The 22,077-nt window shown below is 64.4% G+C and carries 18 protein-coding genes and 1 tRNA gene; 10 read left to right on the plus strand and 9 right to left on the minus strand.

The annotated features are described in order from the left end of the window. Positions 1 to 990 carry an RNA polymerase sigma factor RpoS gene (rpoS, locus tag GGD90_RS06945; RefSeq protein ID WP_153115548.1) on the plus strand — a complete coding sequence of 330 codons (990 nt, stop codon included), beginning with the start codon at positions 1 to 3 and terminating at the stop codon, positions 988 to 990. A 16-nt stretch (positions 991 to 1,006) separates the two neighbouring features. Here the strand turns inward: rpoS and mltB are convergent, their stop codons facing one another. Genes mltB through GGD90_RS06965 form a run of 4 tightly spaced genes read right to left on the minus strand, consistent with a single transcriptional unit; the run spans position 1,007 to position 6,030 of the window. After that, positions 1,007 to 2,107: a lytic murein transglycosylase B gene (mltB, locus tag GGD90_RS06950; protein ID WP_228273654.1), complete on the minus strand. Its 1,101-nt coding sequence runs from the start codon at positions 2,105 to 2,107 to the stop codon at positions 1,007 to 1,009. Next, positions 2,104 to 4,092 (minus strand): transglutaminase TgpA family protein, encoded by a 1,989-nt coding sequence (locus tag GGD90_RS06955; RefSeq protein WP_153115550.1) that lies wholly within the window; start codon positions 4,090 to 4,092, stop codon positions 2,104 to 2,106. Before GGD90_RS06955 ends, mltB begins: the two co-directional genes overlap by 4 nt. Then, positions 4,079 to 5,059 carry a DUF58 domain-containing protein gene (locus GGD90_RS06960; protein WP_153115551.1) on the minus strand — a complete coding sequence of 327 codons (981 nt, stop codon included), beginning with the start codon at positions 5,057 to 5,059 and terminating at the stop codon, positions 4,079 to 4,081. Before GGD90_RS06960 ends, GGD90_RS06955 begins: the two co-directional genes overlap by 14 nt. A gap of 26 nt (positions 5,060 to 5,085) precedes the next feature. Continuing rightward, the gene (locus GGD90_RS06965; RefSeq protein ID WP_153115552.1) at positions 5,086 to 6,030 is read right to left on the minus strand and encodes an AAA family ATPase; all 945 of its coding nucleotides are present in this window, start codon (positions 6,028 to 6,030) and stop codon (positions 5,086 to 5,088) included. 198 nt (positions 6,031 to 6,228) lie between these two features. Here GGD90_RS06965 and GGD90_RS06970 point away from each other — a divergent pair, with 198 nt between their 5' ends. From GGD90_RS06970 to bamC, 3 genes are all read left to right on the plus strand, one after another. Beyond that, positions 6,229 to 7,155 carry a histone deacetylase family protein gene (locus GGD90_RS06970; RefSeq protein WP_153115553.1) on the plus strand — a complete coding sequence of 309 codons (927 nt, stop codon included), beginning with the start codon at positions 6,229 to 6,231 and terminating at the stop codon, positions 7,153 to 7,155. A gap of 101 nt (positions 7,156 to 7,256) precedes the next feature. Next, positions 7,257 to 8,135: a 4-hydroxy-tetrahydrodipicolinate synthase gene (gene dapA, locus GGD90_RS06975; RefSeq protein WP_153115554.1), complete on the plus strand. Its 879-nt coding sequence runs from the start codon at positions 7,257 to 7,259 to the stop codon at positions 8,133 to 8,135. A 53-nt stretch (positions 8,136 to 8,188) separates the two neighbouring features. Continuing rightward, the gene (gene bamC / locus GGD90_RS06980; RefSeq protein ID WP_153115555.1) at positions 8,189 to 9,334 is read left to right on the plus strand and encodes an outer membrane protein assembly factor BamC; all 1,146 of its coding nucleotides are present in this window, start codon (positions 8,189 to 8,191) and stop codon (positions 9,332 to 9,334) included. 87 nt (positions 9,335 to 9,421) lie between these two features. Here bamC and GGD90_RS06985 read toward each other — a convergent pair whose 3' ends face one another. After that, positions 9,422 to 10,693: a bifunctional O-acetylhomoserine aminocarboxypropyltransferase/cysteine synthase gene (locus tag GGD90_RS06985; RefSeq protein WP_153115556.1), complete on the minus strand. Its 1,272-nt coding sequence runs from the start codon at positions 10,691 to 10,693 to the stop codon at positions 9,422 to 9,424. A 252-nt stretch (positions 10,694 to 10,945) separates the two neighbouring features. Between GGD90_RS06985 and GGD90_RS06990 the strand changes: the two genes are divergently transcribed. From GGD90_RS06990 to GGD90_RS07000, 3 genes are read left to right on the plus strand one after another with little or no spacing between them, the layout of a single operon-like run. Further along, positions 10,946 to 12,256: a porin gene (locus GGD90_RS06990; RefSeq protein WP_153115557.1), complete on the plus strand. Its 1,311-nt coding sequence runs from the start codon at positions 10,946 to 10,948 to the stop codon at positions 12,254 to 12,256. Positions 12,257 to 12,258: 2 nt separating this feature from the next. Beyond that, entirely contained in the window at positions 12,259 to 12,699 is a 441-nt protein-coding gene (locus GGD90_RS06995) for a type 2 periplasmic-binding domain-containing protein (protein ID WP_153115558.1), read from the plus strand. Further along, positions 12,696 to 15,104: a putative bifunctional diguanylate cyclase/phosphodiesterase gene (locus tag GGD90_RS07000; RefSeq protein WP_153115559.1), complete on the plus strand. Its 2,409-nt coding sequence runs from the start codon at positions 12,696 to 12,698 to the stop codon at positions 15,102 to 15,104. Before GGD90_RS06995 ends, GGD90_RS07000 begins: the two co-directional genes overlap by 4 nt. Here GGD90_RS07000 and GGD90_RS07005 read toward each other — a convergent pair. The 4 genes from GGD90_RS07005 to prfB form a co-directional block, all read right to left on the minus strand. Beyond that, positions 15,101 to 15,838, minus strand: a complete 738-nt coding sequence (locus GGD90_RS07005) for an outer membrane lipoprotein (RefSeq protein WP_153115560.1) — start codon at positions 15,836 to 15,838, stop codon at positions 15,101 to 15,103. The two genes, GGD90_RS07000 and GGD90_RS07005, sit on opposite strands and share 4 nt — an antisense overlap. A gap of 117 nt (positions 15,839 to 15,955) precedes the next feature. Continuing rightward, positions 15,956 to 16,747, minus strand: coding sequence for a tRNA (5-methylaminomethyl-2-thiouridine)(34)-methyltransferase MnmD (gene mnmD, locus GGD90_RS07010; protein ID WP_407690628.1), 792 nt, complete (start codon positions 16,745 to 16,747; stop codon positions 15,956 to 15,958). A gap of 161 nt (positions 16,748 to 16,908) precedes the next feature. Further along, the gene (lysS, locus tag GGD90_RS07015) at positions 16,909 to 18,423 is read right to left on the minus strand and encodes a lysine--tRNA ligase (protein WP_153115562.1); all 1,515 of its coding nucleotides are present in this window, start codon (positions 18,421 to 18,423) and stop codon (positions 16,909 to 16,911) included. Positions 18,424 to 18,568: 145 nt separating this feature from the next. Next, a protein-coding gene (gene prfB / locus GGD90_RS07020; RefSeq protein WP_153115563.1) for a peptide chain release factor 2 occupies positions 18,569 to 19,673 on the minus strand; the annotation gives its coding sequence in 2 pieces (ribosomal slippage) (positions 18,569 to 19,591 and positions 19,593 to 19,673; 1,104 coding nt in all). Between the two features lie 244 nt (positions 19,674 to 19,917). Between prfB and GGD90_RS07025 the strand changes: the two genes are divergently transcribed. From GGD90_RS07025 to GGD90_RS07035, 3 genes are all read left to right on the plus strand, one after another. Then, positions 19,918 to 19,992: transfer RNA gene (locus GGD90_RS07025), tRNA-Val, on the plus strand. A gap of 323 nt (positions 19,993 to 20,315) precedes the next feature. Beyond that, positions 20,316 to 20,756, plus strand: coding sequence for a hypothetical protein (locus GGD90_RS07030; RefSeq protein ID WP_153115564.1), 441 nt, complete (start codon positions 20,316 to 20,318; stop codon positions 20,754 to 20,756). Positions 20,757 to 20,832: 76 nt separating this feature from the next. Then, entirely contained in the window at positions 20,833 to 21,867 is a 1,035-nt protein-coding gene (locus GGD90_RS07035) for a GGDEF domain-containing protein (RefSeq protein WP_153115565.1), read from the plus strand. Positions 21,868 to 22,077: the final 210 nt, after the last annotated feature.

Here is a 22,077-nt window from a genome sequence, read left to right on the forward strand (position 1 = left end):
ATGGAAGATCCGCGCGACGCCGCCGAAGACGATACTCCCTTGCTGGAGTCGGAGGCGGACGGCGCGCTGGATGCAGTTTTTGCCGGTGACGAGCCTGAGCTGCCGCTCGATGGCGCCAAGCCCGAACCCAATGGCGGTCTGGCGACGGCCGAAGTCGAGCTGCTCAACGACGTCACACTGATCTACCTCAACGCGATCGGCGCCAAGCCGCTGCTGTCGCCGGCCGAGGAGCTCGCCTGCGCGCGGCGTGCCCACGCCGGCGAATTCGCTGCACGGCAGACGATGATCGAGCGCAACCTGCGTCTCGTCGCCAACATTGCCAAGCGCTATCTCAACCGTGGACTGCCGCTGCTCGATCTGATCGAGGAAGGCAACATCGGCCTCATCCACGCGCTGGAGAAGTTCGATCCGGAACGTGGTTTCCGTTTCTCGACCTACGCCACCTGGTGGATCCGCCAGAACATCGAGCGCGCGATCATGAACCAGTCGCGCACCATTCGCCTGCCGGTGCATGTGGTCAAGGAGCTCAACGTCGTGCTGCGTGCGGTGCGCCGGCTAGAGGCCATTTACGGGCGCGATGTCGGCATTGAGCGCATCGCGGCGCAGATCGACCGCCCGGTCGAGGAAGTGCGGCGGGCGCTGGCGCTCAACGAGCATGTCGCCTCGCTCGACGCGCCGCTCGATTTCGACGGCGAACACAGCATCGTCGATGCCGTCGCCGACGAGAATTCGCCTGACCCCGAAGACATCCTGCGTTCGGCCGAGATCGGTGGCCTGCTTGATCGCTGGGTCGGCCAGCTCGACGAACGCCATCGCGCGGTGATCGAGCGGCGTTATGGACTGGGCGGAATCGACGTGAGTACGCTGGAGACGATCGCTGCCGAGCTCAAGCTGACACGCGAGCGCGTCCGCCAGATCCAGATCGAAGCGCTCGACCAGCTGCGGCGCATGATCAAGCGCGCCGGTCTCGGGCCGGACAGTCTGCTCTGAGCGAACGGGGCCGGCTTCAGCGTTCGCTGGCTGGCAGCAGTGGCGCGTTTGCCGCGCGCAAGGCTTCCGCCAGCTGGAAGACCGCCATCGCATAGAAACTCGAGCGGTTGTAGCGCGTGATCACCCAGAAGTTGTCGAAAGCTGCCCAGTACTCGGTCGCCTCGTCGGGCGTCACCAGCTCGACCAGCGCTGCCGGGCGCATCTCGTTGCCGCTCACGGTGGTGAGAATTCCCCGGTGCGCCAGTTCGGCGAGCGTCAGCGTCGGCTTGATTCCCGCCGCAAGCAGGGGCGCCGGGTCGCCTTCGACCAGCGCCGGCAACGCCACTGGCGCAGCGGCTTGCCAGCCATGGATCGCAAGATAGCGGGCGACGCTGCCGATGGCGTCGGCCGGGCTGTGCGCCAGATCGATACGCCGGTCACCGTCGTAATCGATGGCGAAGCGCCGGATGCTGCTCGGCATGAACTGCGCAATGCCGCCGGCGCCGGCGTAGGAGCCGCGCAGCGTGAGCGGATCGGCGCCGGCGTCGCGTGCGTTCACGAGCAGGGCGGCGAGTTCGTCACGAAAGAAGGCGGCACGCGGCGGGTAGTGGAAGGCGAGCGTCGCCAGCGCTTCGAACAGTCCGAAGCGGCCGGTGTTGGTGCCGTATTCGGTTTCGACGCCGATGATCGCGACGACGATCTCCGGCGGGACACCGTAGTCGGCTTCGGCGCGGCGCAGGCTCACGGCGTTTTCCTGCCAGAAACGCAGTCCGCCGTCGATGCGTCGGGCGTTCACGAAACGCGCCCGGTAGCGCTGCCAGGAGCGCTGCTGCTCTGGCGCTGCCGCCGGTGCGATGGCGCGCAGCACCTGCTCGTTCGGATGAATCGAAGCGAACAAGCGCTGCAACTCTTCGCTGTCGAAGCCGTGCTGCGCATGCATGTCGGCGATAAAGGCGGCGACGGCGGTTTCGGCGCCGAAGGGGACATTGCTGCGGTGGGCAGGCGCCTGATGCGCTTTGGCGATGTGGCGGGAGTGCGCTGCTGACGGTCTGTGCTGCTGACTGCTGGCGTCGGCGCTGTTGGCGAAGGCGAACAGAACGGCGTAGCTAGCAGCGAGAATCGGGGCGTGCAGTTTCAAATGCTGGTCTCCGCGAAAAGACGGGCGGGAGCGTGCGCGGCGTCGCGTACGCATTGGCGCAGACCGACCAGATTGTCTGCGTTTCCGTGGCCGTAACGCAGCACAGCGTAATGGCCGGCGGCGGCGGTGGTCAAGGCGGCGAGTTCAGGTCGTTCATCGGCAACGCGTGCAGCGAAGGCCAGTGGGCCTTCCCAGTCGGCGCGGATCAGCCCGCGCCGACGCAGTTGCCGGCAGAAGCGCTGCCATTCGTGCTCGGCCGGATCGAGTGGCCTGCCTCGCCGGAAACCGGCTAGCGTCAAAGCGGTGAGCGCAATGCCGGCTGCTGCTCCCAGCGCCAGCGTCAGTGTTCGCCAGTCGGCCTTGCCGAGCCCGAGTCGCGCCAGCGTGTCGCGCTGGCGTTCGGGCGTATAGCCGAGCACCCACTGGTTCCAGCTGTTGTTGACCGCTTCCCAGCGGTAGCGCAGCGCGCGCATCCATTCGGCGTCAAAGCGCATCGCCAGTGGTAGCTCTTCACCGGCGGGCAGCGCCGAGGCGACGCCCTGCTCGACGCGCGCTGGTGCCACCGCCGCTGTCGGATCGACACGCTGCCAGCCGCGTCCGGCCAGCCACACCTCGGCCCAGGCATGCGCGTCGGACTGACGAACGACCAGATAGCCGTCGACCGGGTTCTCCTCGCCCCCCTGATAGCCGGCGACGACGCGCGCGGGTACGCCGGCAGCGCGCATCAGGAAGACGAAAGCGCCAGCGTAGTGCTCGCAGAAGCCGCGCCGCGCCGCAAAGAGGAAGTCATCGACCGCGTCGCGGCCAAGCAGTGGCGGCTGCAGCGTATAGGCAAAGGACTGCTCGCCGAAGAAGCTCAGTGCGCGGTTGATGATCTGCCCGGGGGCTTCGCCACGCCAGCCGGCGGCGAGGGCGCGTGCGCGCGGGTTGAAGCCCTCGGGCAGCTGCAGCGCTTGTTGCAGGACTTCCGGAGCCTCGTCGCGGTTGGCAACGAAGTCGAGCGTCGAGCTGAAGTTGTAAAGCCCGCGACTGCGTACCGGCTCGCGCGCGATTGCGGCAAGGCGGCCGGAGAGTTCGGCGCCTGCAGGCAGCGTCGTTGGCAGGTCGAGTGCCAGCAGCCAGCGCTGGTTGTGCGCTTCGAGCGTGCTTGCATAGCTGACGCTGCGTGCGTCGGCGGCGATGGCCACCGTGGGCGCTGCCGACGCTCTGCCGGCCGGGGCCGGCAGAGCACGCCAGGTCTGTCCGTCGTAGTCGTCAAACACCGGGCCACGCCAGTAGAGATCGGACTGTGGAGGAATGGCGCCGGCAAAACGCACGCGCATGGCGATCGCCCCAGACTGGATCAAGGAACTGATCGAGCCCGGTGCCATGCGCTCGGACAGTCCGCTGACGCCGGCGTGCGCATCCTGCGGCAATCCCCACAGGGGGCCGGCAACGCGCGGGAAGAGCAGGAAGAGCAGCAAGCTCAGCGGCAAGGCCTGCAGGCTGATTTTCGCAGCCAGACTACCGATGCTGCGTGGTGTTTGCGCGCCGCCGTAGAGGCGGATGAGCACAGCCGAGAGCAGCGTCGCCGTCGCCAGCAGCCAGGCGCCGACGGGGATGCTCTGCGCGTAGAAGAAATGCGTCAGCAGCAGGAAATAGCCGAGCATGACCAGTACTAGCGCGTCGCGGCGCGTGCGCATTTCCATCGGTTTGGCGGCCATGAAGAGAAAGAGCAGGGCAACGCCGGCGTCCCGGCCGAACAGCGTGCGGTATTGCCAGCCGATGGCGGCAACGCCGGCGAGCGTGAGCAGTGCCAGCAGCCAGCGCGGCGGCAGGGAGGCGTTCTGTCGCCACAGCCAGACGCGCCAGAGCAGCAGCGCGCCGGCGAGCAGCGAGAGCCATACGGGCAGGTGCCCGGCATGCGGCGCGGCAGTGGCGAGCGCGGCGGCGAGCAGCCAGGGCAGGGCGCCGCGGTCGACCGGCGCTGGCTCAGCTTTCGCCATACAGGGCCAGCGCCTCCAGACAGGCGGCGCGATGCGCTTCGCCAGCGGCCGGAGGGATTGCTTGTCCAGGCAGGCGCAGGCCGTAGGCTGTGCCGGCCCGCTCGGCGGCGAGAACCCAGCCAGCCAGCTGCGACAAACGGGCTTCGACGTCATTCGTGGGAGTCGTCTGCGTCCATTCAAGCCAGCGCTCGCCAGCCCCGTTACCGGCAAACTGCTTGACCAGCAAGGAAGCTTCGCCTCCATCGCGCGCTGCCACTTTCCACGCCACGTGACGCAGCGAGTCGCCGGGCTGCCTCTGGCGCAGACCGGCGAAGTCATCGTCGCCAATCTCACCACCAGCGCCGCGCGGCGCGGCGTTTGCATTGCTCAGGCCGGGCAGTGGCGACATCTGCGGGCGCGGATAGACGAGACAGGAGAGCGGCGGATGCGGGTAGCTCCAGGCGCGCAGCAGGCCGAGCGGGTAACGCGTCGTCAGGGTCAGGCGGCCGGGGTCGAGAAGGCCGCGCCGGTGGGTCGGCAAGCTCACGCTGACGGAGCGTCGCTCAGTGGCCGCGAGGTCGAAGACGACGGCGGCAGCCTTGCCGAAAGCCATCTCGAGCGCTTGCCGCGGCCGCGCCGTCGGGTTGTCGACATGGATGACGAAGTGCGCGCTGTCGCCGGCGAAGACCGCTTCGCTGCGGCCGGGGCTGATCTCGAGCGCGACCAGGTTGCGGAAGGTGTGCAGGATGGTGACGACGCCGATCGACGCGAGCAGGAAGACGAGCGCGTGGCCGAGGCCGAGTTCGTAGTTGATCGCGCCGATCAGCATGATGGCGAGGACCAGCGCGAACATCACGCCAGCGCCGCTCGGTACGATGAAGATGCGGCGCTGCGTGAGTACCACCGGCAAACGCTGCTCCTGCCCGAAGCGGAACAGCCGCTGGCGCATGGCTTCGACAAACGGGAGGGATGCCGCCGGCAGACGCATCGGAGTGGCGGGCTCGGTCCGTCGCTTCAGGAGAGCGGCGTTCGCTGGACAAGCTCGGCGATGTCGTCGCTGCCGGCGCCGCTGCCCGTCTGCGCCAGGCGCAGACGATGGCGAGCGATCGCCGGTAGTACGGTCTGCACGTCTTCCGGCAGCACCATCGCGCGGCCGTCGATGAAGGCCCAGGCACGCGCCGCGGCGAGCAGCGCCAATGCCGCGCGCGGGCTGAGTCCATGCACGAAGCGTGGCTCGTCGCGCGTTGCCGCAAGCAAGGCTTGCACATAGTCGAGCAGGGCCGGGGCGACGTGGACTGCCGCCGCCTGACTCTGCAGCTGCGCCAGCATCCCCGGCGCCAGACAGGCGCTGACGCTGGCGGCCGATTCGCGACGGCCGCCGCCTTCGAGCAAGGCACGCTCGGCGGCATGGTCGGGGTAACCGAGGGCGATACGCATCATGAAACGGTCAAGCTGCGATTCGGGTAGGGGATAGGCGCCGATGTGATGCGAGGGATTCTGCGTGGCGATGACGAAGAACGGATCGGGCATCGGCCGCGTTTCACCTTCGCTGGTCACCTGGTGTTCCTCCATCGCTTCGAGGAGCGCGCTCTGCGTTTTCGGCGTGGCGCGATTGATTTCGTCGGCAAGGACGACATGCGCGAAGATCGGCCCGGGGATGAAGCGGAAGGAGGAGCGCTCGCGCTCGAAGATCGAGATGCCGATGATGTCCGCCGGCAGCATGTCACTGGTGAACTGGATGCGCGAAAAACGCATGCCGAGCACTGCCGCCAGCGTATGCGCCAGCGTCGTCTTGCCGACACCGGGCAGATCCTCGATCAGCAGGTGACCGCGGGCCAGCAGGCAGGCAAGCGCCATCCGGATTTCGCCATCTTTGCCGAGGATGACCCGGTTGGTGGCATCAAGAATCTCCGCAAGCGGCGATTCCTTGCGCAGCGGGGCGGGAGCTTGTGTGGGCATGGCTTGTCGTTGGAGCGGCAAAGGGACGATAATGAAGTATAAGCAGATCGATCCATTCGACGCGCTTGGCATGGGGCCGTTCCGTCGTTTTCGGCTGCCGGCGCTTTCTCTTCCGTATTCGACTTCCGCTTCGCCTGCGCCTGCCTTGCCAGCGGGACGCCGGTTCCAGCCCTTGCGCACCGTCCGAGAAAGGTCAGCGTGACCAGTACAGCATTCATCTCTCACCGCGACTGCTACCTGCACGATATGGGTTCGTATCACCCGGAGTCGCCGGCGCGGCTCAGTGCAATCAGTGACCACCTCATCGCGCAGGGACTCGAGGCCTACTTCGTGCACCACGAGGCGCCGCTGGCGACGCTGGAACAGCTTGCACGCGTTCATCCCGCTGCGCATCTCGAACACCTCAAGCGCAAATCGCCGCAGCTCGGCATTGTCCATCTCGATCCCGATACGGCGATGTGCCCGCACACCTGGCAGGCGGCGTTGCGTTCGGCCGGAGCCGGCATCGAGGCGGTTGATCTGGTGATGCGCGGCGAAGTGGAGAATGCCTTCTGCGCCGTGCGTCCGCCCGGTCACCACGCCGAGCGCGAGAATGCGATGGGTTTCTGTTTCTTCAACAACATTGCCGTCGCGGCGGCGCATGCGCTGGCGGCACATGGCCTCGAACGCGTGGCCATCGTCGATTTCGACGTACACCACGGCAACGGTACTGAGGATGCATTCCGCAACGATCCGCGCGTGTTGATGACGAGCATCTTCCAGCACCCGTTCTTCCCCTACTGCGGTGCCGACTCTCACGCCGACAACATGCTCAACGTACCCTTACCGGCGGGTGCTGACAGCGAGCAGTTCCGTGCCGTCGTCAGCGAGCAGTGGCTGCCGCGTCTGCGCCAGTTCCGACCGCAGATGGTATTGATCTCGGCGGGTTTCGACGCGCATGGCGAAGACGAGATGGGCAATATGCGCCTGACCGAGAAGGACTTCGCCTGGGTGACCGACGAGGTGCGCCGTATTGCCAAGGAAACGGCGCAGGGGCGCATCGTTTCCATGCTTGAAGGCGGCTATTCGCTCTCTTCGCTGGCGCGCAGCGTCGCCGCGCATTTGCGCGCGCTGGCTGATCTCTAGGGCGATCTGTAAGCAGTCTTTGCATGACGGCCGTTTTCATAGGCAGGTCATGCGCCTTCGGTTAGAATTCCCCGCTCACTTTTCCTGACGGATCCCGCACCATGATTACCGGATCGATCGTTGCGATTGTCACCCCGATGCAGGAGGATGGCAGCCTTGATTACGATGGTTTGCGCCGCCTGATTGACTTCCATGTGCAGGAAGGCACCGACGCCATCGTCGTCGTCGGCACTTCCGGCGAGTCGCCGACGGTCACTGTCGACGAACACCACGCCTTGATTCGCGTCGCGGTTGAACATGCTGCCGGACGTATCCCGGTGATCGCCGGCGCCGGCGCTAATTCGACCGCCGAGGCCATTGCGCTGACCCGTTTTGCCAAGGAAGCCGGCGCTGACGCTGCCCTGTCGGTGACGCCTTACTACAACAAACCGACGCAGGAAGGCCTCTACCGCCACTTCGCGGCGATCGCCGAAGCCGTTGACCTGCCGATCATCCTCTACAACGTTCCCGGTCGTACCGTCGCCGATCTGGCGAACGACACGGTCTTGCGGCTGGCGCAGATTCCGAACATCGTCGGCATCAAGGACGCCACCGGCAACATCGAACGCGGCCTCGATCTGATCGCGCGTGCGCCCGCTGACTTCGCTGTCTATAGCGGTGATGACCCCAGCGCCTGCGCGCTGATCCTGCTCGGCGCCAAGGGCGACATTTCGGTCGTTGCCAACGTCGCGCCACGGCTGATGCACGAGATGTGCGCGGCTGCGCTGGCCGGTGATCTGGCTCTTGCGCGCGAACTCAATTTCCGCTTGCTCGGTCTGCACCGCCAGCTCTTCTGCGAAGCCAACCCGATTCCCGTCAAGTGGGCATGTGAGCAACTCGGCCTGATCGGTGGTGGCATCCGTCTGCCGCTGACACCGCTGTCGGCCGCGTGCCACGAACGTGTGCGCGCTGCGCTGCGCCAGGCGGGGCTTGCTGCATGAGCGCCAATGTTGCCCTTGGTGTCCACTCCACGATGAAAGTCTCAGATTCCCGCATGAAATCGATAGTCTTTCGTTGTACGCCGGTCTTTCTGGCGATGGCGCTGGCCGGTTGCGCCGGTACCATCTTCGAGTCGAAGAAAATCGACTACAAGACCAGCGCCACGGCCAAGGTTCCCCGGCTGGAAGTTCCCCCCGATCTCGTTGCGCCTTCGCGCGATGACCGCTTCTCGGTGCCCGATATCGCGGGCAAAGGCGGTGCCACGTTCTCGGCCTACAGTGCCGAACGGTCGCCACAGGCAAAGGCGGCACAACAGAGCGAAGTGCTGCCCGACGTCGACAAGACGCGCATCGAGCGCTCGGGAACACAGCGCTGGCTGGTTGTCGCCGAATCGCCCGACAAGGTATGGGAAGTCGTCAAGGATTTCTGGCAGGAAACGGGCTTCATCGTCAATCTGGAGTACCCCGAAGCCGGCGTCATGGAAACCGACTGGGCCGAGAACCGGGCCAAGATTCCGCAGGACATGCTGCGCAGCTTCCTCGGCAAGGTGCTCGACTCGCTCTACTCGACAGCCGAACGCGACAAGTTCCGCACGCGTCTGGAACCTGGCAGCACGCCGGGAACGACCGACATCTTCATCAGCCATCGCGGCATGTACGAAACCTTCGTCACCGAAGGCAAGGACCAGACGCGCTGGCAGCCGCGTCCGGCCGATCCGGATCTCGAAGCCGAAATGCTGCGTCGCTTGATGGTGCGCTTCGGCACCGACGAAAAGCGTGCGACCGCAGCAATGGCCGCGGCGCAAGGCAAGCCGGCTGAAAAGGCCAAGCTGGCACGCGGCAACGACGGCGTCGGCAGCCTTGAGGTTGACGAAGCCTTCGATCGTGCCTGGCGTCGTGTCGGCCTGGCACTCGATCGCGTCGGCTTTACGGTCGAGGATCGGGATCGTTCCAAGGGTCTCTACTTCGTTCGCTACGTCGATCCCGAAGTCGATAACCAGAAGAAGGATGATGGCGTGCTGTCGAAGCTCGCTTTCTGGAAAGGCAAATCGGGCGACGCCGACGCGAAAACGCAGTACCGCATCTACGTTCGCGACGACGGCGCCATCTCGACCGTGCAGGTGCTGTCGCGCGAAGGTGGCGTCGACCGCTCGGAGACGCCGCGCAAGATCCTGTCGCTGCTCTACGAACAGTTGAAGTAGGCGCCAGACTTCCCGTTTTTCTGGCAGGCAAGAAAAAAGAGCCCGGAGTTTTCCGGGCTCTTTGCTTTGCAGCGGCAGCGTCTGGGTTCAGGCGGCAGCGAGCGCCTGTTCCAGATCGGCGATCAGGTCGTCGATGTGCTCGATGCCGATCGACAGACGGATCATGTCTGCGGAGACGCCGGCGCGTGCCAGTTCGTCGGGAGACAGCTGGCGGTGCGTCGTCGACGCCGGGTGGCAGGCCAGCGACTTGGCGTCGCCAATATTGACCAGCCGGGTGAACAGCTTCAGCGCATCCTGGAAGCGTGCGCCGGCCTCGCTGCCGCCCTTGACGCCGAAGGTGAGGATGCCGGAGGCCTTGCCTCGCATGTATTTGCTCGCCAGCGCATGGTCGGGGTGAGTTGCCAGTCCGGCGTAATTGACCCAGTTGACCTTGCTGTGCTGCTGCAGGAACTGCGCGATCTGCTGCGCGTTTTCGCAGGTGCGCTCCATGCGTAGCGGCAGCGTTTCGATTCCCTGCAGGATGAGGAAGGCGTTGAAAGGTGAAATTGCGGCACCCATGTTGCGCAGCGGCACGACGCGCGCGCGGCCGATGTAGGCGGCCGGACCAAGCGCCTCGGTATAGACGACGCCGTGGTAGGAGACGTCGGGTTCGTTGAGCCGGCGGAACCTCTCCTTGTGCGCCGCCCACGGGAACTTGCCGCTATCGACAATGGCGCCGCCGATCGATGTGCCGTGTCCGCCCAGGTACTTGGTCAGCGCGTGCACGACGATGTCGGCGCCATGCTCGAACGGGCGGCAGAGATAGGGCGAGGGGACGGTGTTGTCAACGATCAGCGGAATGCCGTGCCGGTGCGCGATTTCGGCCAGCGTTTCGAAGTCGGTGATATTGCCGAGCGGGTTGCCGATCGACTCACAGAAGATGGCTTTGGTGCGCGCGTCGATCTGCCGCTCGAAAGCACCGGGGTCGCGGTAATCGGCAAAACGCACGTCAATGCCGTACTGCGGCAGCGTATGCGCGAACAGGTTGTAGGTGCCGCCGTAGAGCGTCGACGAGGAGACGATGTTGTCGCCGGCTTCGGCGATGGTCTGGATGGCGTAAGTGACCGCCGCCATGCCCGAGGCCAGCGCCAGCGCGGCGATGCCGCCCTCAAGCGCGGCGACGCGCTTTTCCAGCACGTCCTGAGTCGGGTTCATGATGCGCGTGTAGATATTGCCGGGGACCTTGAGGTCAAACAAGTCGGCACCGTGTTGCGTGTCGTCGAAGGCGTAGGAGGTGGTCTGGTAAATCGGCACGGCCGCCGCGCGCGTGGTCGGATCTGGGCTGTAGCCGGCATGGACGGCAAGGGTCTCGAGTTTCATGGCTTCTCTTTACGTTGAGTGTGGATGAGTCATCCTAGTCGCTGGGCAAATCTTAGCATCCCGGAAAGTGCCGCGTCTTTCATGGCAGAGCTGCCAGAAGCGCCTGGCTTGTCGGGCCAAGCCAGTTAAATAATCGAAAAATGCTCGCGTCTTGCGTCGGCTTGCTCATCCATTTGCTAAGATTGCTCCCAGAAGATGCTGATTTTTACCTGAATTGGCACTGTCAGTGCCGATCGCTGCCAAAAGACAATCATGACCATCAATTTTCCGGCAATCGTGAAGCGGGGCGCAGCGGCAGCCAGGCGCGATGCGTTGCAGACGCGTTGCCGGCGTTTTTCGAGTCGTTCCTTCCTCGGCTTCCTGTGTCTGGGCGCGGCGCTGAGTGCCATGCCGGCGCTGGCCGAAGAGATTGCCGAACCGCTCGTCAGCGGCCTTTCGCTACGCGGTTTCGGCACGCTCGGCATGGCGCGTTCGTCCACGGATCAGGCTGAGTACATTCGCGATCTGACGCAGCCCGGGGGCCTCAACCGGAGCTGGTCGGCGAAGGTCGACACCGTGGCCGGTGTTCAGGCCAACTATCAGATTCGCGACGACCTTGAGGCCGTGGTTCAGGCAGTCAGTCGCTACCGTTACGATGGCTCGTTCCGTCCGGAGCTGACCTGGGCTTTCCTCAAGTTCGACCCGAACCCGCAACTCAGCTTGCGCCTTGGCCGCGTCGGTACCGAGTTCTACATGCTTGCCGACTCGCGCATGGTCGGCTACTCCTACCTGCCGATCCGGCCGCCGGTGGATTACTTCGGCAGCCTGCCGATTTCCTATGTCGACGGAGGCGATGTCGTTGCCGCTGCGCCTTTCGCGAGCGGCTTGCTGCGCGGCAAGCTCTACGGCGGCTTGATGCGGGAACAGACCCCGATCAGCTACGAGAGCTTTGATCTTGGCGGTTCGCTGGTGGCGGGAGGGCATGTCGACTACCAGCAGGGGGCCTGGCTGTGGCGTGTGGGCTATGCGCAATTGCGCTTCAAGGGCGAACTGCCGGCACCAGTTTCAGACTTGCGCAGCGGGCTGGCGGCAAGCGGCATTCCGCAAGCGCAGGCGGTTGCCGATGCGCTTTCGGTCGACGGCAAGCTTGCCCGCTTCTATTCGGCCGGTATCAGCTACGACCAGGGGCCCTTGCAGGTGCAGTTGATGGCCAGCCGGACGAAGTACGACACCGCGGCGTATCAGGATTCGCGCTCGGCATATGTCATCGCCGGCTATCGTCTGGGCGATCTGACGCCCTTTGTTGGTCGCTCCTACAGCCATTCAACGGCGAAGCCGCTCTCTGCCGGTCCCCTCATGGCGGCGCTCCAGCCCGAGATCGACTCGCTTTCGGCCGCGACGGGAACCGACCAGTTCACCAGCTTTGTCGGCGTGCGCTGGGATTTCCGGCGCGACATGGCCTTGAAGGCGCAGGTCGATTTCGTGCGAGGCTCTGCGGACTCGCGATATCTGGTGCGCTGGCGTCAAGCCGACTACGACGGCCGCATGAACGTGTTCAGCCTCGCGCTCGATTTCATCTTCTAGCCATGGCACGCAGACTTCTACCCCTTCTGCTTTGTCTCGGCGCGCTGCTGCTGCCAGCCCGCGAGTGCCTGGCTGAACTGGTGGTCATTGCCAACGCGAAGAGCGGCGTCGAGCGTCTCGGCCGCGAAGAGGTGGTCAATATTTTTCTCGGGCGCTTCCGGCAGTTGCCCTCGGGAATGACCGCACTACCCGCTGACCTGCCCGCCGGCAGTGCGGAAAAGGAAGCCTTTTACCGGCTGCTGGTGAACAAGGACCTCGCCGACATCAATGCGTACTGGGCCCGACTGGTCTTTTCCGGGCGAACCTCGCCACCGCGGCAGATGCGTGGCGAAGCCGATCTCTTGCGCTTCGTCAGCGAGACGCCGGGAGCTGTCGGTTATCTTGAGCGCGCGCATCTCGATTCGCGCGTCCGTGTTGTTTTCGAGTTTTCCGCTGAACGATGAAAACGCTACCCCTCGGCAAAGGACACAGCATCCTCTACATCGCGGCGGTGGCGGTCGTTTCCAGCGCGATCGGGGTGGGACTGATCTTCATCGGGATCACTGCCTGGGTGACTCATGAGCGGGCTCAGCAACAGACTTCCCAGCGCCTCGGTGAGTTGCTCGGTACGGTGGAAAGCACCGCCAGCATTGCCTGTTTTGTCGAAGATCAGGCGCTGGCGCGCGAGCTTGCCCGCGGCCTGCTCAAGAACAGCGAGGCGCTGGCGGTCGTCATCCGCAGCAATTCGGGCGAGTTGGCCAGCGCCCGGCGCAGCGGTGTCGGTGAAATCGCGCTGGCGCGCGCGGCCGAAGCGCGCATACGCCGGCCGATCGTCTCGCCTTTCAACAGCGCGCTGACAGTGGGCGAGATTCTGCTTGATCCCGACCCCGAGGCGGTGGAACGCACCGTCATCGAAGAGGTGCGCTTCATCGGCATTCTGCTCTGGCTGCTGCTCGCCGCGCTGGTGTCGGTGATTGCCTTCGTCATGCTGCGTCAGATCGTTCGGCCGATTCAGGGCCTGTCGCTGCAACTGCACCGCATGGACGCCGCCGCCGGTGACCGTCTCGCCATCGGCCGGGTCGATCCGGGCGCCGAGCTGGGTGGTCTGGTCGCCGACGTCAACGCGCTCGCCGATCAACTGGTCGCATCGCTCGACGACGAGCGCAAGTTGCGCATCCAGCGCGAATTCGACGAGAAGAAATACCGCGCGATCTTCGATAATGCCGAGACCGGCATTTTCATCGCCAGACGTGACGGCGTGGTTGAATCGCGCAACCCGGCGCTGGCCCGCCTGTTCGAATTGCCGGCCTATCTGTCGGTCGATTCGGCGGGAATCAGCCTGCTCACCCTGCCTTGGCAGCAGCCCTCAAGCTTGCCGGAACTGCTTGCTCGCTGTGTCGATGAAAATCTGACGCTCGCGGCTGATCTCGAGTTTCTCCATGGCGACGGCAACACCCGCTGGTTGAATGTCGTGCTCAGCCCGATTGGCGACGAGCGCGTTCAGGGCGTCGTCAGCAACGTCACCGAACGGCGGCAAGCCGAGGATTCCGCACGCCATCAGGCGGTCACCGATCCGCTGACCGGTATCGCCAACCGCCCCGGGCTTGAACAGCAGTTGCAGGCTGAGATGCAGCACTGCACAAGCGGCAGCGAAAATGGTTTTGCCTTTCTGCTGATTGATCTCGATGGTTTCAAGCGCATCAACGACGCCCTCGGTCTGCCGGTCGGCGACAGCATTCTCAAGGCTGCGTCGTCGCGCATCCTTTCCTGCCTGAAGGACTCTGACATCGTTGCGCGTATGGGCGGCGACGAATTTGCGGCAATCCTGCCGCGTATCGACGATGAAGCACTGGCGGCGAGCGTTGGCGAGCGCATCGTCCGCGCCCTGCGCCGCAGCTACGACGGCCATGGCACACCGATCCAGCTCGGCGCCAGCATCGGCATCACGCTGTTTCCCGGCGACGGTGCCGACCTGCCGACGCTGTTGCGCAATGCCGAGCTGGCGCTTGATCGCGCCAAGGCAAGTGGTGGTGGACGCTTCAGCTTCTTTGATCCCGCCATGGCAGAAACCGCCGAACGTCGGCGGACGCTGGAAACCGACATGCAGCTCGCGCTGCGGCGCAACGAGTTCAAGCTGTTCCTGCAGCCCGTCGTCGATCTGAGCGGCAAACGCGTGGTCGGCGCCGAAGCACTGATCCGCTGGCAGCATCACGAGAAGGGACTGATCGTTCCCGATGCCTTCATCCCGCTGGCCGAAGAAACCGGACTCATCGTCGACATCGGCCTGTGGTGTCTGGAAGAGGCCTGTCTGCGTCTGGCCGAGTGGCAGCGCGAGGGACGCGACCTCTACCTGTCGCTCAACATATCGGCACGCCAGATTCCCGAAGGCTTGCCGCCGGCCGTCGTGCTTGACGCAGTTCGCCGCCATGGCGTCGACGCGTCACGGCTGGTTCTCGAAATCACCGAAGGCGTTCTGCTTGCCGACGTTGGCCGTTCGCAGTCCTGGTTGCGGGAGCTGCGCGAAAGCGGCTTCCGCATTTACCTTGATGATTTCGGCACGGGCTATTCATCGCTGTCCTACCTCAAGCGTTTCCCGGTCGATACGGTGAAGATCGACAAGTCCTTCATCCGCGACCTGAACCGCAACGAGAACGACCGTGCCCTGGTCGAGGCGATCATCGCCATGGCGCGCAGCCTGCGCCTGCAAGTGGTCGCCGAAGGCGTCGAAGACGCCGAACAACTGGCGCAGTTGCGGCAGATGGGCTGCAACTACATCCAGGGCTACCATTTCTCGATGCCGGTCTGTTCCGCCGACTTCGCGGCAGCGGCAGAGTCGATTGCCCGGTCGTTTTTGCCGGAAAACGCCTAATAGGCGCTGATCTGCCCGTTTGTCACCCTGACGTGATCGCCGATCTGCCATGAGGGAGCCTGGTTCTGGGTGAGGACACGCGCGCTGCCATCTTCAAGTCGTACGATGATCTGGTATTGGCGCGTACTGCGCAGGTTCTTCTCGGTGGCATTGCCGGCGAATGCGCCACCGAGCGCACCGACTACCGTTGCCACATCGCGGCCCCGGCCGTTGCCGATCTGATGGCCGATCACTCCACCGAGAACGCCGCCAGTGACGGCACCCAAACCACTGCCCTGAGCTTCCTGCCCGATTTCGCGCACGCTCTCCACCGTCCCGCAATCCAGGCAGATCGGCGGCGCTGGCGGGTAGCCGGCGGCCGGGGTGGCGTCGATGACTTCGCCTGCGTTATTGCGAGCTGTTTGCTGCGTTCTCGCGTGTGCCGGCGTCGAGATGTCGGCCTGCGCCTGGCTGACGCGATGGCGCGGCGCGCTGGCAGGGCTGGCTGGATTGGCGGCAGTCGGCTGTGTCGTTAAGTTTGGCGTGACAGCGCTTGCCGGCGCCGCCGACGTGAGCGGCGCATTTTCCGCAGCGGCGCTGGCGACGGCAGCTGCCGGCTGCGCTGATGGCAACCAGCCGGCAAAGTGGGCGATGCCCGTCAGGCTGGCAGCAATCACGGCAATGGCCGCGCCGAGAACGAGCGGATGTGTCGAATGCGCGGCGGCGACGGCAGGAGCCTTGCTGGGGGTGTTCATTGCGCGGATTCCCGGTGCGTTGGTGATCCCCGAACAACGCGGAGGCAAGCGGCTGAGCCGACTGTTGCAACAGAAGCTTACAAAGCCCGCTGCCTGCCGCCGGTCGCGCCCGATCTTTCAGGGACGATGGGCACGCAGCATTTCGCGCTTGCCGGAGAAGCCGGGCAGTTTCTCGATCTGCCAGCCGCTGTCAGTCAGCGCCTGACGCACGCCGGAAGCTACCGACCACGTGGCGAGCGTCGCACCGGGCGCTGCCAGACGGGCAAGTTGGCTGAGCAGGCTGGCGTTCCAGAGTTCCGGATTCTTCGCCGGCGAGAAACCGTCGAGGTAAAAGGCGTCAGCCAGTTCCGCCTGCTGTGTCAGTTGTGGCAGCGCGTCTCTGGCGTCGGCGAAGACAAGGCTCAGCCTGACTTGCGCCTGATCGAAGTGCAGCTCATGCCGCCCGGCAACGGTCGGGGGCCAGACGCTTTGCAGATCGAGAGCGAGTTCGCCGAGCGCAGTATCGGCTGTGCCGGTCTCGCAGCAGTGGCGCGTTGCCGCTCGCTTGTCGTCTGCCATCGGCGGCTGCGGCTTGCTTGCCGGCGCGTCGAGCAGCGCAGAGTACGCCGTGGCCAGGTCGGCGACAGCAAACGGGTGCTTCTCGAAAGAGATGAAATGCAGCTGCGTGCAGCGTTGCGGATCGGCGCGCCACGCGGCCCAGGTGGCGAGGAAGTTGATGCCCAGCCCGAAGCCCGTCTCGACGATGGTGAAGCGGCAACGCCCCTGCCAGCGCTGCGGCAGGCCGTTGCCGCCGAGAAAGACGTGTCGCGCCTGACCGATCCCGCCGCTGCGCGTGTGGTAGACGTCGCCGTAGGCCTCCGAAAAAGGAATGCCTTCGGGCGAGAAGCTGAGCTGCGCCGCTTCGATCACGATGACTGGGCTGGATCAGCAGGTAAGCAAGGTCTTGCAAGCCCACCCAAACCTCACGACCGAGCGAGCGCCGCTCAGGCAAGGCGCGCGCCGCCGCCGCATGGCAGCGCCATGCAAGGGGGCGCGCAACGCCGCATGAGCAAGCGCAGCCGGTCGCCGCACTACTCGGGGCGCATCTGGGGGAAGAGAATCACGTCGCGGATGTTGGCACTGTCGGTGAGCAGCATCACCAGCCGGTCGATGCCGATGCCGCAGCCGCCGGTCGGCGGCAGGCCGTATTCGAGCGCGCGGATGTAGTCGGCGTCGTAATACATCGCCTCTTCATCGCCGGCGTCCTTGGCCTTGACCTGCTCGAGGAAGCGCGCGGCCTGGTCCTCCGGGTCGTTCAGTTCGGAGAAGCCGTTGGCGATCTCGCGGCCGACGATGAACAGCTCGAAGCGCTCGGTGATCTCCGGGTTGCTGTCGCTGCGCCGCGCCAGCGGGCTGACCTCGGCCGGGTAGTCGATGATGAAGGTCGGCGACCACAGCTTCGCTTCAGCGACTTCCTCGAACATCATCAGTTGCAGCGCGCCGAGTCCCATGTCCGGACGCGTCGCGACCTTCATCGCCGCCAGCTTGGCGCGCAGCCAGTCGGCGTCGGCGAGCTGTTCGAGCGTGATGTCGGGGCGCTCCTGACGGATCGCCTCGACGATGGTCAGGCGAGCGAAGGGTTGCGACAGGTCGAGCGTACGACCCTGATACTCGAACACCTCGGTGCCGAGCGCTTCGCGCGCGGCGTGGCGCAGCAGGCCTTCGGTGAAGTCCATCAGCTTCTTGTATTCGCTGTAGGCCTCGTAGAACTCCATCATCGTGAACTCGGGGTTGTGCCGCGGCGACAGCCCTTCGTTGCGGAAATTGCGGTTGAGTTCGAACACCTTCTCAAGACCGCCGACGACCAGGCGCTTGAGGTAGAGCTCGGGCGCGATGCGCAGGAACATTTCGAGGTCGAGCGCGTTGTGGTGCGTCTTGAACGGACGCGCCGCGGCGCCGCCGGGGATCGGGTGCATCATCGGCGTCTCGACTTCGAGGAAGCCGTGCGTGCTCATATAGTTGCGGATCGACTGCACCAGCCGGCTACGCGCGATGAAGGTGTTGCGCGAGTCGTCGTTGGTGATCAGGTCGAGGTAGCGCGCGCGGTACTTCTGTTCCTGGTCGGTCAGGCCGTGGAATTTCTCGGGCAGCGGGCGCAGCGACTTCGACAGCAGGCGCAGTTCGGAACACTGCACGGTCAGCTCGCCGGTGCGCGTGCGGAAGAGCACGCCGACGGCGCCGACAATGTCGCCGATGTCCCAGCGCTTGAAGTCGGCCAGCGTCTCGGCGCCGACGCGGTCGGCGGCGACGTAGATCTGGATGCGGCCGGAGAGGTCCTGCAGCGAGGCGAAGGCGGCCTTGCCCATCACTCGCTTGAGCATCATTCGCCCGGCGATCTTCACTTCGACCGGCGTCGCTTCCAGCTCTTCGCCGGTTTTCTCGCAGTAGGCGTCAAGGATGACGCCGGCGGTGTTCTCGCGCGCGAAGTCGTTCGGGTAGGCATGGCCCTGCGTGCGCCATTCGGCGAGCTTGGCACGGCGTTCGGCAATGATGTGGTTTTCGTCGGCGGCAGCGGTCGGCGAGGGCGAGGGCGTTTGTTCGGTCATGGCGGGGCCTGGTCGATGAGCGGTTGCAGTGATGTTCGGAATGGCAGTTCGGGCAGATTCGGGGTTTCGTGATACGGCAATGGCGTCGCGGTGGTGCGGAGGGCAGGGCCTGCGGCGGGCTCAGCCCACCGTCCGGCCGCTGCTTTTACACGCCCTGTTTCAGGCTGGCCTCAATGAAGATGTCGAGGTCGCCGTCGAGGACGCCTTGCGTATTGCCGACTTCGACGTTGGTACGCAGATCCTTGATGCGCGACTGGTCGAGCACGTAGGAACGGATCTGGTGGCCCCAGCCGATGTCGGTCTTGGCGTCTTCGAGCTTCTGCTGTTCGGCCTGACGCTTGCGCAGTTCGGCTTCGTACAGGCGCGACTTCAGCATCGCCATTGCTTCGGCGCGGTTGCGGTGCTGCGAGCGGTCGTTCTGGCACTGCACGACGATTCCCGAGGGGATGTGCGTGATGCGCACCGCCGAGTCGGTCTTGTTGATGTGCTGTCCGCCGGCACCCGAGGCGCGGTAGGTATCGACGCGCAGGTCCGCCGGATTTACCTCGATCTCGAAGGAGTCGTCGATTTCCGGGTAAGCGAAGACCGAGCAGAAGCTGGTGTGGCGACGTGCGTTCGAGTCGAACGGCGATTTGCGTACCAGCCGGTGGATACCCGACTCCGAGCGCAGCATGCCGTAGGCGTACTCGCCGGAGAGCTTGATCGTCGCCGTCTTGATGCCGGCGACTTCGCCTTCGGATTCTTCCAGCACTTCGACCGTGAAGCCCTTGCGCTCGCCGTACTTGAGGTACATGCGCAGCAGCATCGACGCCCAGTCCTGCGCCTCGGTGCCACCGGCACCGGCCTGGATGTCGATGAAGGTGTTGAGCGGGTCGGCCGGGTTGTTGAACATGCGGCGGAATTCGAGACCACCGACGTCCTTCTCGATGCCGTCGATGTCGGCGGCGACGGCGAGCAGCGTGTCGTCGTCGTCTTCATCACGTGCCATGTCGAACAGGTCCTTGGCATCAACCAGACCGGAGGCGACACGGTCGAGGACGAGGACGACGCCTTCGAGCGCTTTCTTTTCCTTGCCGAGTTCCTGCGCCCGCTCCGGGTTGTCCCAGACCTTCGGGTCTTCGAGTTCGCGGCTGACTGCGATCAGTTGGTCGTGCTTCTGATCGTAGTCAAAGATACCTCCGCAGTTCGTTCGCGCGCTGGTCGAGGTCGGCGAAGCGGTTGGCAAGGGCGTTGAGCTGTTCGGCTTCCATGATCGTGTCGGTCCCGCTTGAATAAAAGCGCGATTATACCCGTCAGTCGCTCTGCCGCTGGCCCCGGCTGGTCGCCGGATGTTTGCCGCAGCTGCCGATCAATGCCATGGAAAGAACGGCTTGCGGCAATTGTCCTCGCTGCGCGCCGGGCGTGGCCGGTGCGCAGCGGCCCGGCGTCGCGCACTGCCGCGGGTAAATTGACCACCGTCGCCGGCTGTGGTTTAATTCGCGCCTCTTCTCTATCGGGCGGTTAACTCAGCGGTAGAGTGCCACCTTCACACGGTGGAAGCCACTGGTTCGATCCCAGTACCGCCCACCAAAAACGCATAAAATTCAACGGTTTTTCGGGGTTTTGTGGAAGATCCGCTGCCCGCGGAAGCGTGGATTGATAATGACGGGACCTGCGGGTCCCGTTGTCGTTTCTTGCTTTGTGCGCGTGCCGGCTGTCGCTCTCTCGCGTCAGCGCAGCGCGAAGAAATGCACAAGCGCCGGCAAGCCGGCGTGTTTCAGTGGGCCAGCAATATGAGCCGCGCGCTACTGGGCGAGCGCCAAGGGTGACTTTCTTCGCAGGCGCAGCGCGGGAAAGTCGCTAAGATGATTCCGCTTGGCCCGACGGCCTGGATAGAGAGAAAGAGAGCTTCGATGGAACTCATGAGCTGCATCGTCTCCGCCGACGAAGACGAATATCCCGAGATTGCCGCATCGCCGTCGCCGCTGAAGGAGTGGAGCGGCATTGAAGTGCCGGGCCTCGATACCGTCAAGCTGGCGACGCTGCATTCGCTGGTCACCGGCGATTCCCTGCAGGCGGCACTCGATTATTACGAGCCGATCTACGTCGAGGAAGGCGATAGCGAGACCATCATCCTGCGCATCGACGGCGAGTTCTTCGATGCACTGGTGGCGCTTGACGAAGACGATGTCGAGAATCTGGTCGGTGAGCTTGCCGCGACCGAAGCGTATGAAAATGAATCTTATGATGTGGATGACATCTATGCGTACGTTGTCTCGCTGATCGATCTGGCACAACTGGCTGAATCGCAGGCGCAGTTGCTGTTCGTGTGGATCAGGGTGGTCGAGAACTGAGCTACGGCTGCAGATTCCTCGCCTGTTGCCGTTCGTTATCCGCCGGTGCCGTCAAGACCAATACCCGACTGTCAGCATGAACACTAAGGACGCGCAAACCGCTCGCCAACAGCGGATCCGTTCGCTGTTCGACGAGTACATCGAGATGTACTCGTCACGCGATGATCGGCTGACCGCGCGTTTCAGCAGCAACTTCAGTGGCTACACGGGCGGCGGCGATTTTCTCGTCAAGGATTGTGCCGAGTGGCAGAAGATCACGCGTCAGGACTTCGCGCAGGTTCCCGGCCGACTGCGCATCGAGATGCTGGACCTCTCCTTGCAGGACATCAGCGACGACGTCGTCGTTGTCGCCGCTTTTTTCCACATCCATCTGCCCGTGCCGGATCAGATCCTGTCGCGGGAAACGGCGCGCCTGGTGCTGATTTTCCGGATCGAAGACGCCGACTGGAAGATCGTGCACAGCGGGATTTCGATTCCCTACCATCTGGTCGAGAGCGGCGAGGTTTATCCGCTCAAGGGTTTGCACGAGCGTAACAGCCAGCTGGAGACGCTCGTTGAGGCGCGTACGCGCGAACTGGAAGAGGCGAATCTCAAGCTTGAATTGCTGAGTAATACCGATGGACTGACCGGGATTGCCAATCGGCGCAGCTTCGACCATGTTTTCCTGCAGGAATGGCAGCGAGCGCAGCGCTCGGGTAACCCGCTGGCGCTGATCATGCTCGATGTCGACCACTTCAAGCTGTTCAACGACCGCTATGGTCATCTGGTCGGCGACGATTGCCTGCGCTCGCTGGCGCAGGTCTTGTTGAAGGAAGTGCGTCGCTCCGGCGAACTGGTGGCGCGCTACGGCGGCGAGGAGTTCGTCGTGCTGCTCCCCGACAGCGACCTGCATGCCGCTGCGGATACCGCTAGGCGAATTCAGGAAGCCGTACGGGCACTGGCGATTCCGCACGCCGACGTGCCGTCCTGGATCGTCAGCTTCAGCCTCGGTGTCGCCAGCCTGACGCCCAACCGCGAACAAGTCCCCGATGACTTGCTGAGCAAGGCCGATGCTGCGCTTTACCACGCAAAAAATCTCGGCCGCGACCGCGTCGAACTGGCGCCGCTCTGATTTGGTGTAACGGACGCTATCAGCCGCATCGCATGGCGGTGCGATGGGCGCTGTGATCGCTGCCTGCGTGCTTGGCCGAGGGTGAGTCACCGTCGATGCCTGTGATAATGTTTGCCGCTTATAAGCAAAAATTACGTGTCGCCGATGACAACGAGCCTCTCAGACTGCAAACTGCGTGGTCTTTTGCCGGGGAAGCGCATTCCCCGCGCA

The sequence above is a fragment of the Rhodocyclus tenuis genome, from assembly GCF_014197755.1.
GTDB lineage: Bacteria > Pseudomonadota > Gammaproteobacteria > Burkholderiales > Rhodocyclaceae > Rhodocyclus > Rhodocyclus tenuis.

What these genes read in the sequence shown, in the direction of transcription:
- rpoS (WP_153115548.1), top strand. Translation starts at nt 1, where the DNA reads ATGGAAGATCCGCGCGACGCCGCCGAAGACGATACTCCCTTGCTGGAG.
- GGD90_RS06955 (WP_153115550.1), bottom strand. Translation starts at nt 4,092, where the DNA reads ATGGCGAAAGCTGAGCCAGCGCCGGTCGACCGCGGCGCCCTGCCCTGG.
- GGD90_RS06960 (WP_153115551.1), bottom strand. Translation starts at nt 5,059, where the DNA reads ATGCGTCTGCCGGCGGCATCCCTCCCGTTTGTCGAAGCCATGCGCCAG.
- GGD90_RS06965 (WP_153115552.1), bottom strand. Translation starts at nt 6,030, where the DNA reads ATGCCCACACAAGCTCCCGCCCCGCTGCGCAAGGAATCGCCGCTTGCG.
- dapA (WP_153115554.1), top strand. Translation starts at nt 7,257, where the DNA reads ATGATTACCGGATCGATCGTTGCGATTGTCACCCCGATGCAGGAGGAT.
- bamC (WP_153115555.1), top strand. Translation starts at nt 8,189, where the DNA reads ATGAAATCGATAGTCTTTCGTTGTACGCCGGTCTTTCTGGCGATGGCG.
- GGD90_RS06985 (WP_153115556.1), bottom strand. Translation starts at nt 10,693, where the DNA reads ATGAAACTCGAGACCCTTGCCGTCCATGCCGGCTACAGCCCAGATCCG.
- GGD90_RS06990 (WP_153115557.1), top strand. Translation starts at nt 10,946, where the DNA reads ATGACCATCAATTTTCCGGCAATCGTGAAGCGGGGCGCAGCGGCAGCC.
- GGD90_RS06995 (WP_153115558.1), top strand. Translation starts at nt 12,259, where the DNA reads ATGGCACGCAGACTTCTACCCCTTCTGCTTTGTCTCGGCGCGCTGCTG.
- GGD90_RS07000 (WP_153115559.1), top strand. Translation starts at nt 12,696, where the DNA reads ATGAAAACGCTACCCCTCGGCAAAGGACACAGCATCCTCTACATCGCG.
- GGD90_RS07005 (WP_153115560.1), bottom strand. Translation starts at nt 15,838, where the DNA reads ATGAACACCCCCAGCAAGGCTCCTGCCGTCGCCGCCGCGCATTCGACA.
- lysS (WP_153115562.1), bottom strand. Translation starts at nt 18,423, where the DNA reads ATGACCGAACAAACGCCCTCGCCCTCGCCGACCGCTGCCGCCGACGAA.
- GGD90_RS07030 (WP_153115564.1), top strand. Translation starts at nt 20,316, where the DNA reads ATGGAACTCATGAGCTGCATCGTCTCCGCCGACGAAGACGAATATCCC.
- GGD90_RS07035 (WP_153115565.1), top strand. Translation starts at nt 20,833, where the DNA reads ATGAACACTAAGGACGCGCAAACCGCTCGCCAACAGCGGATCCGTTCG.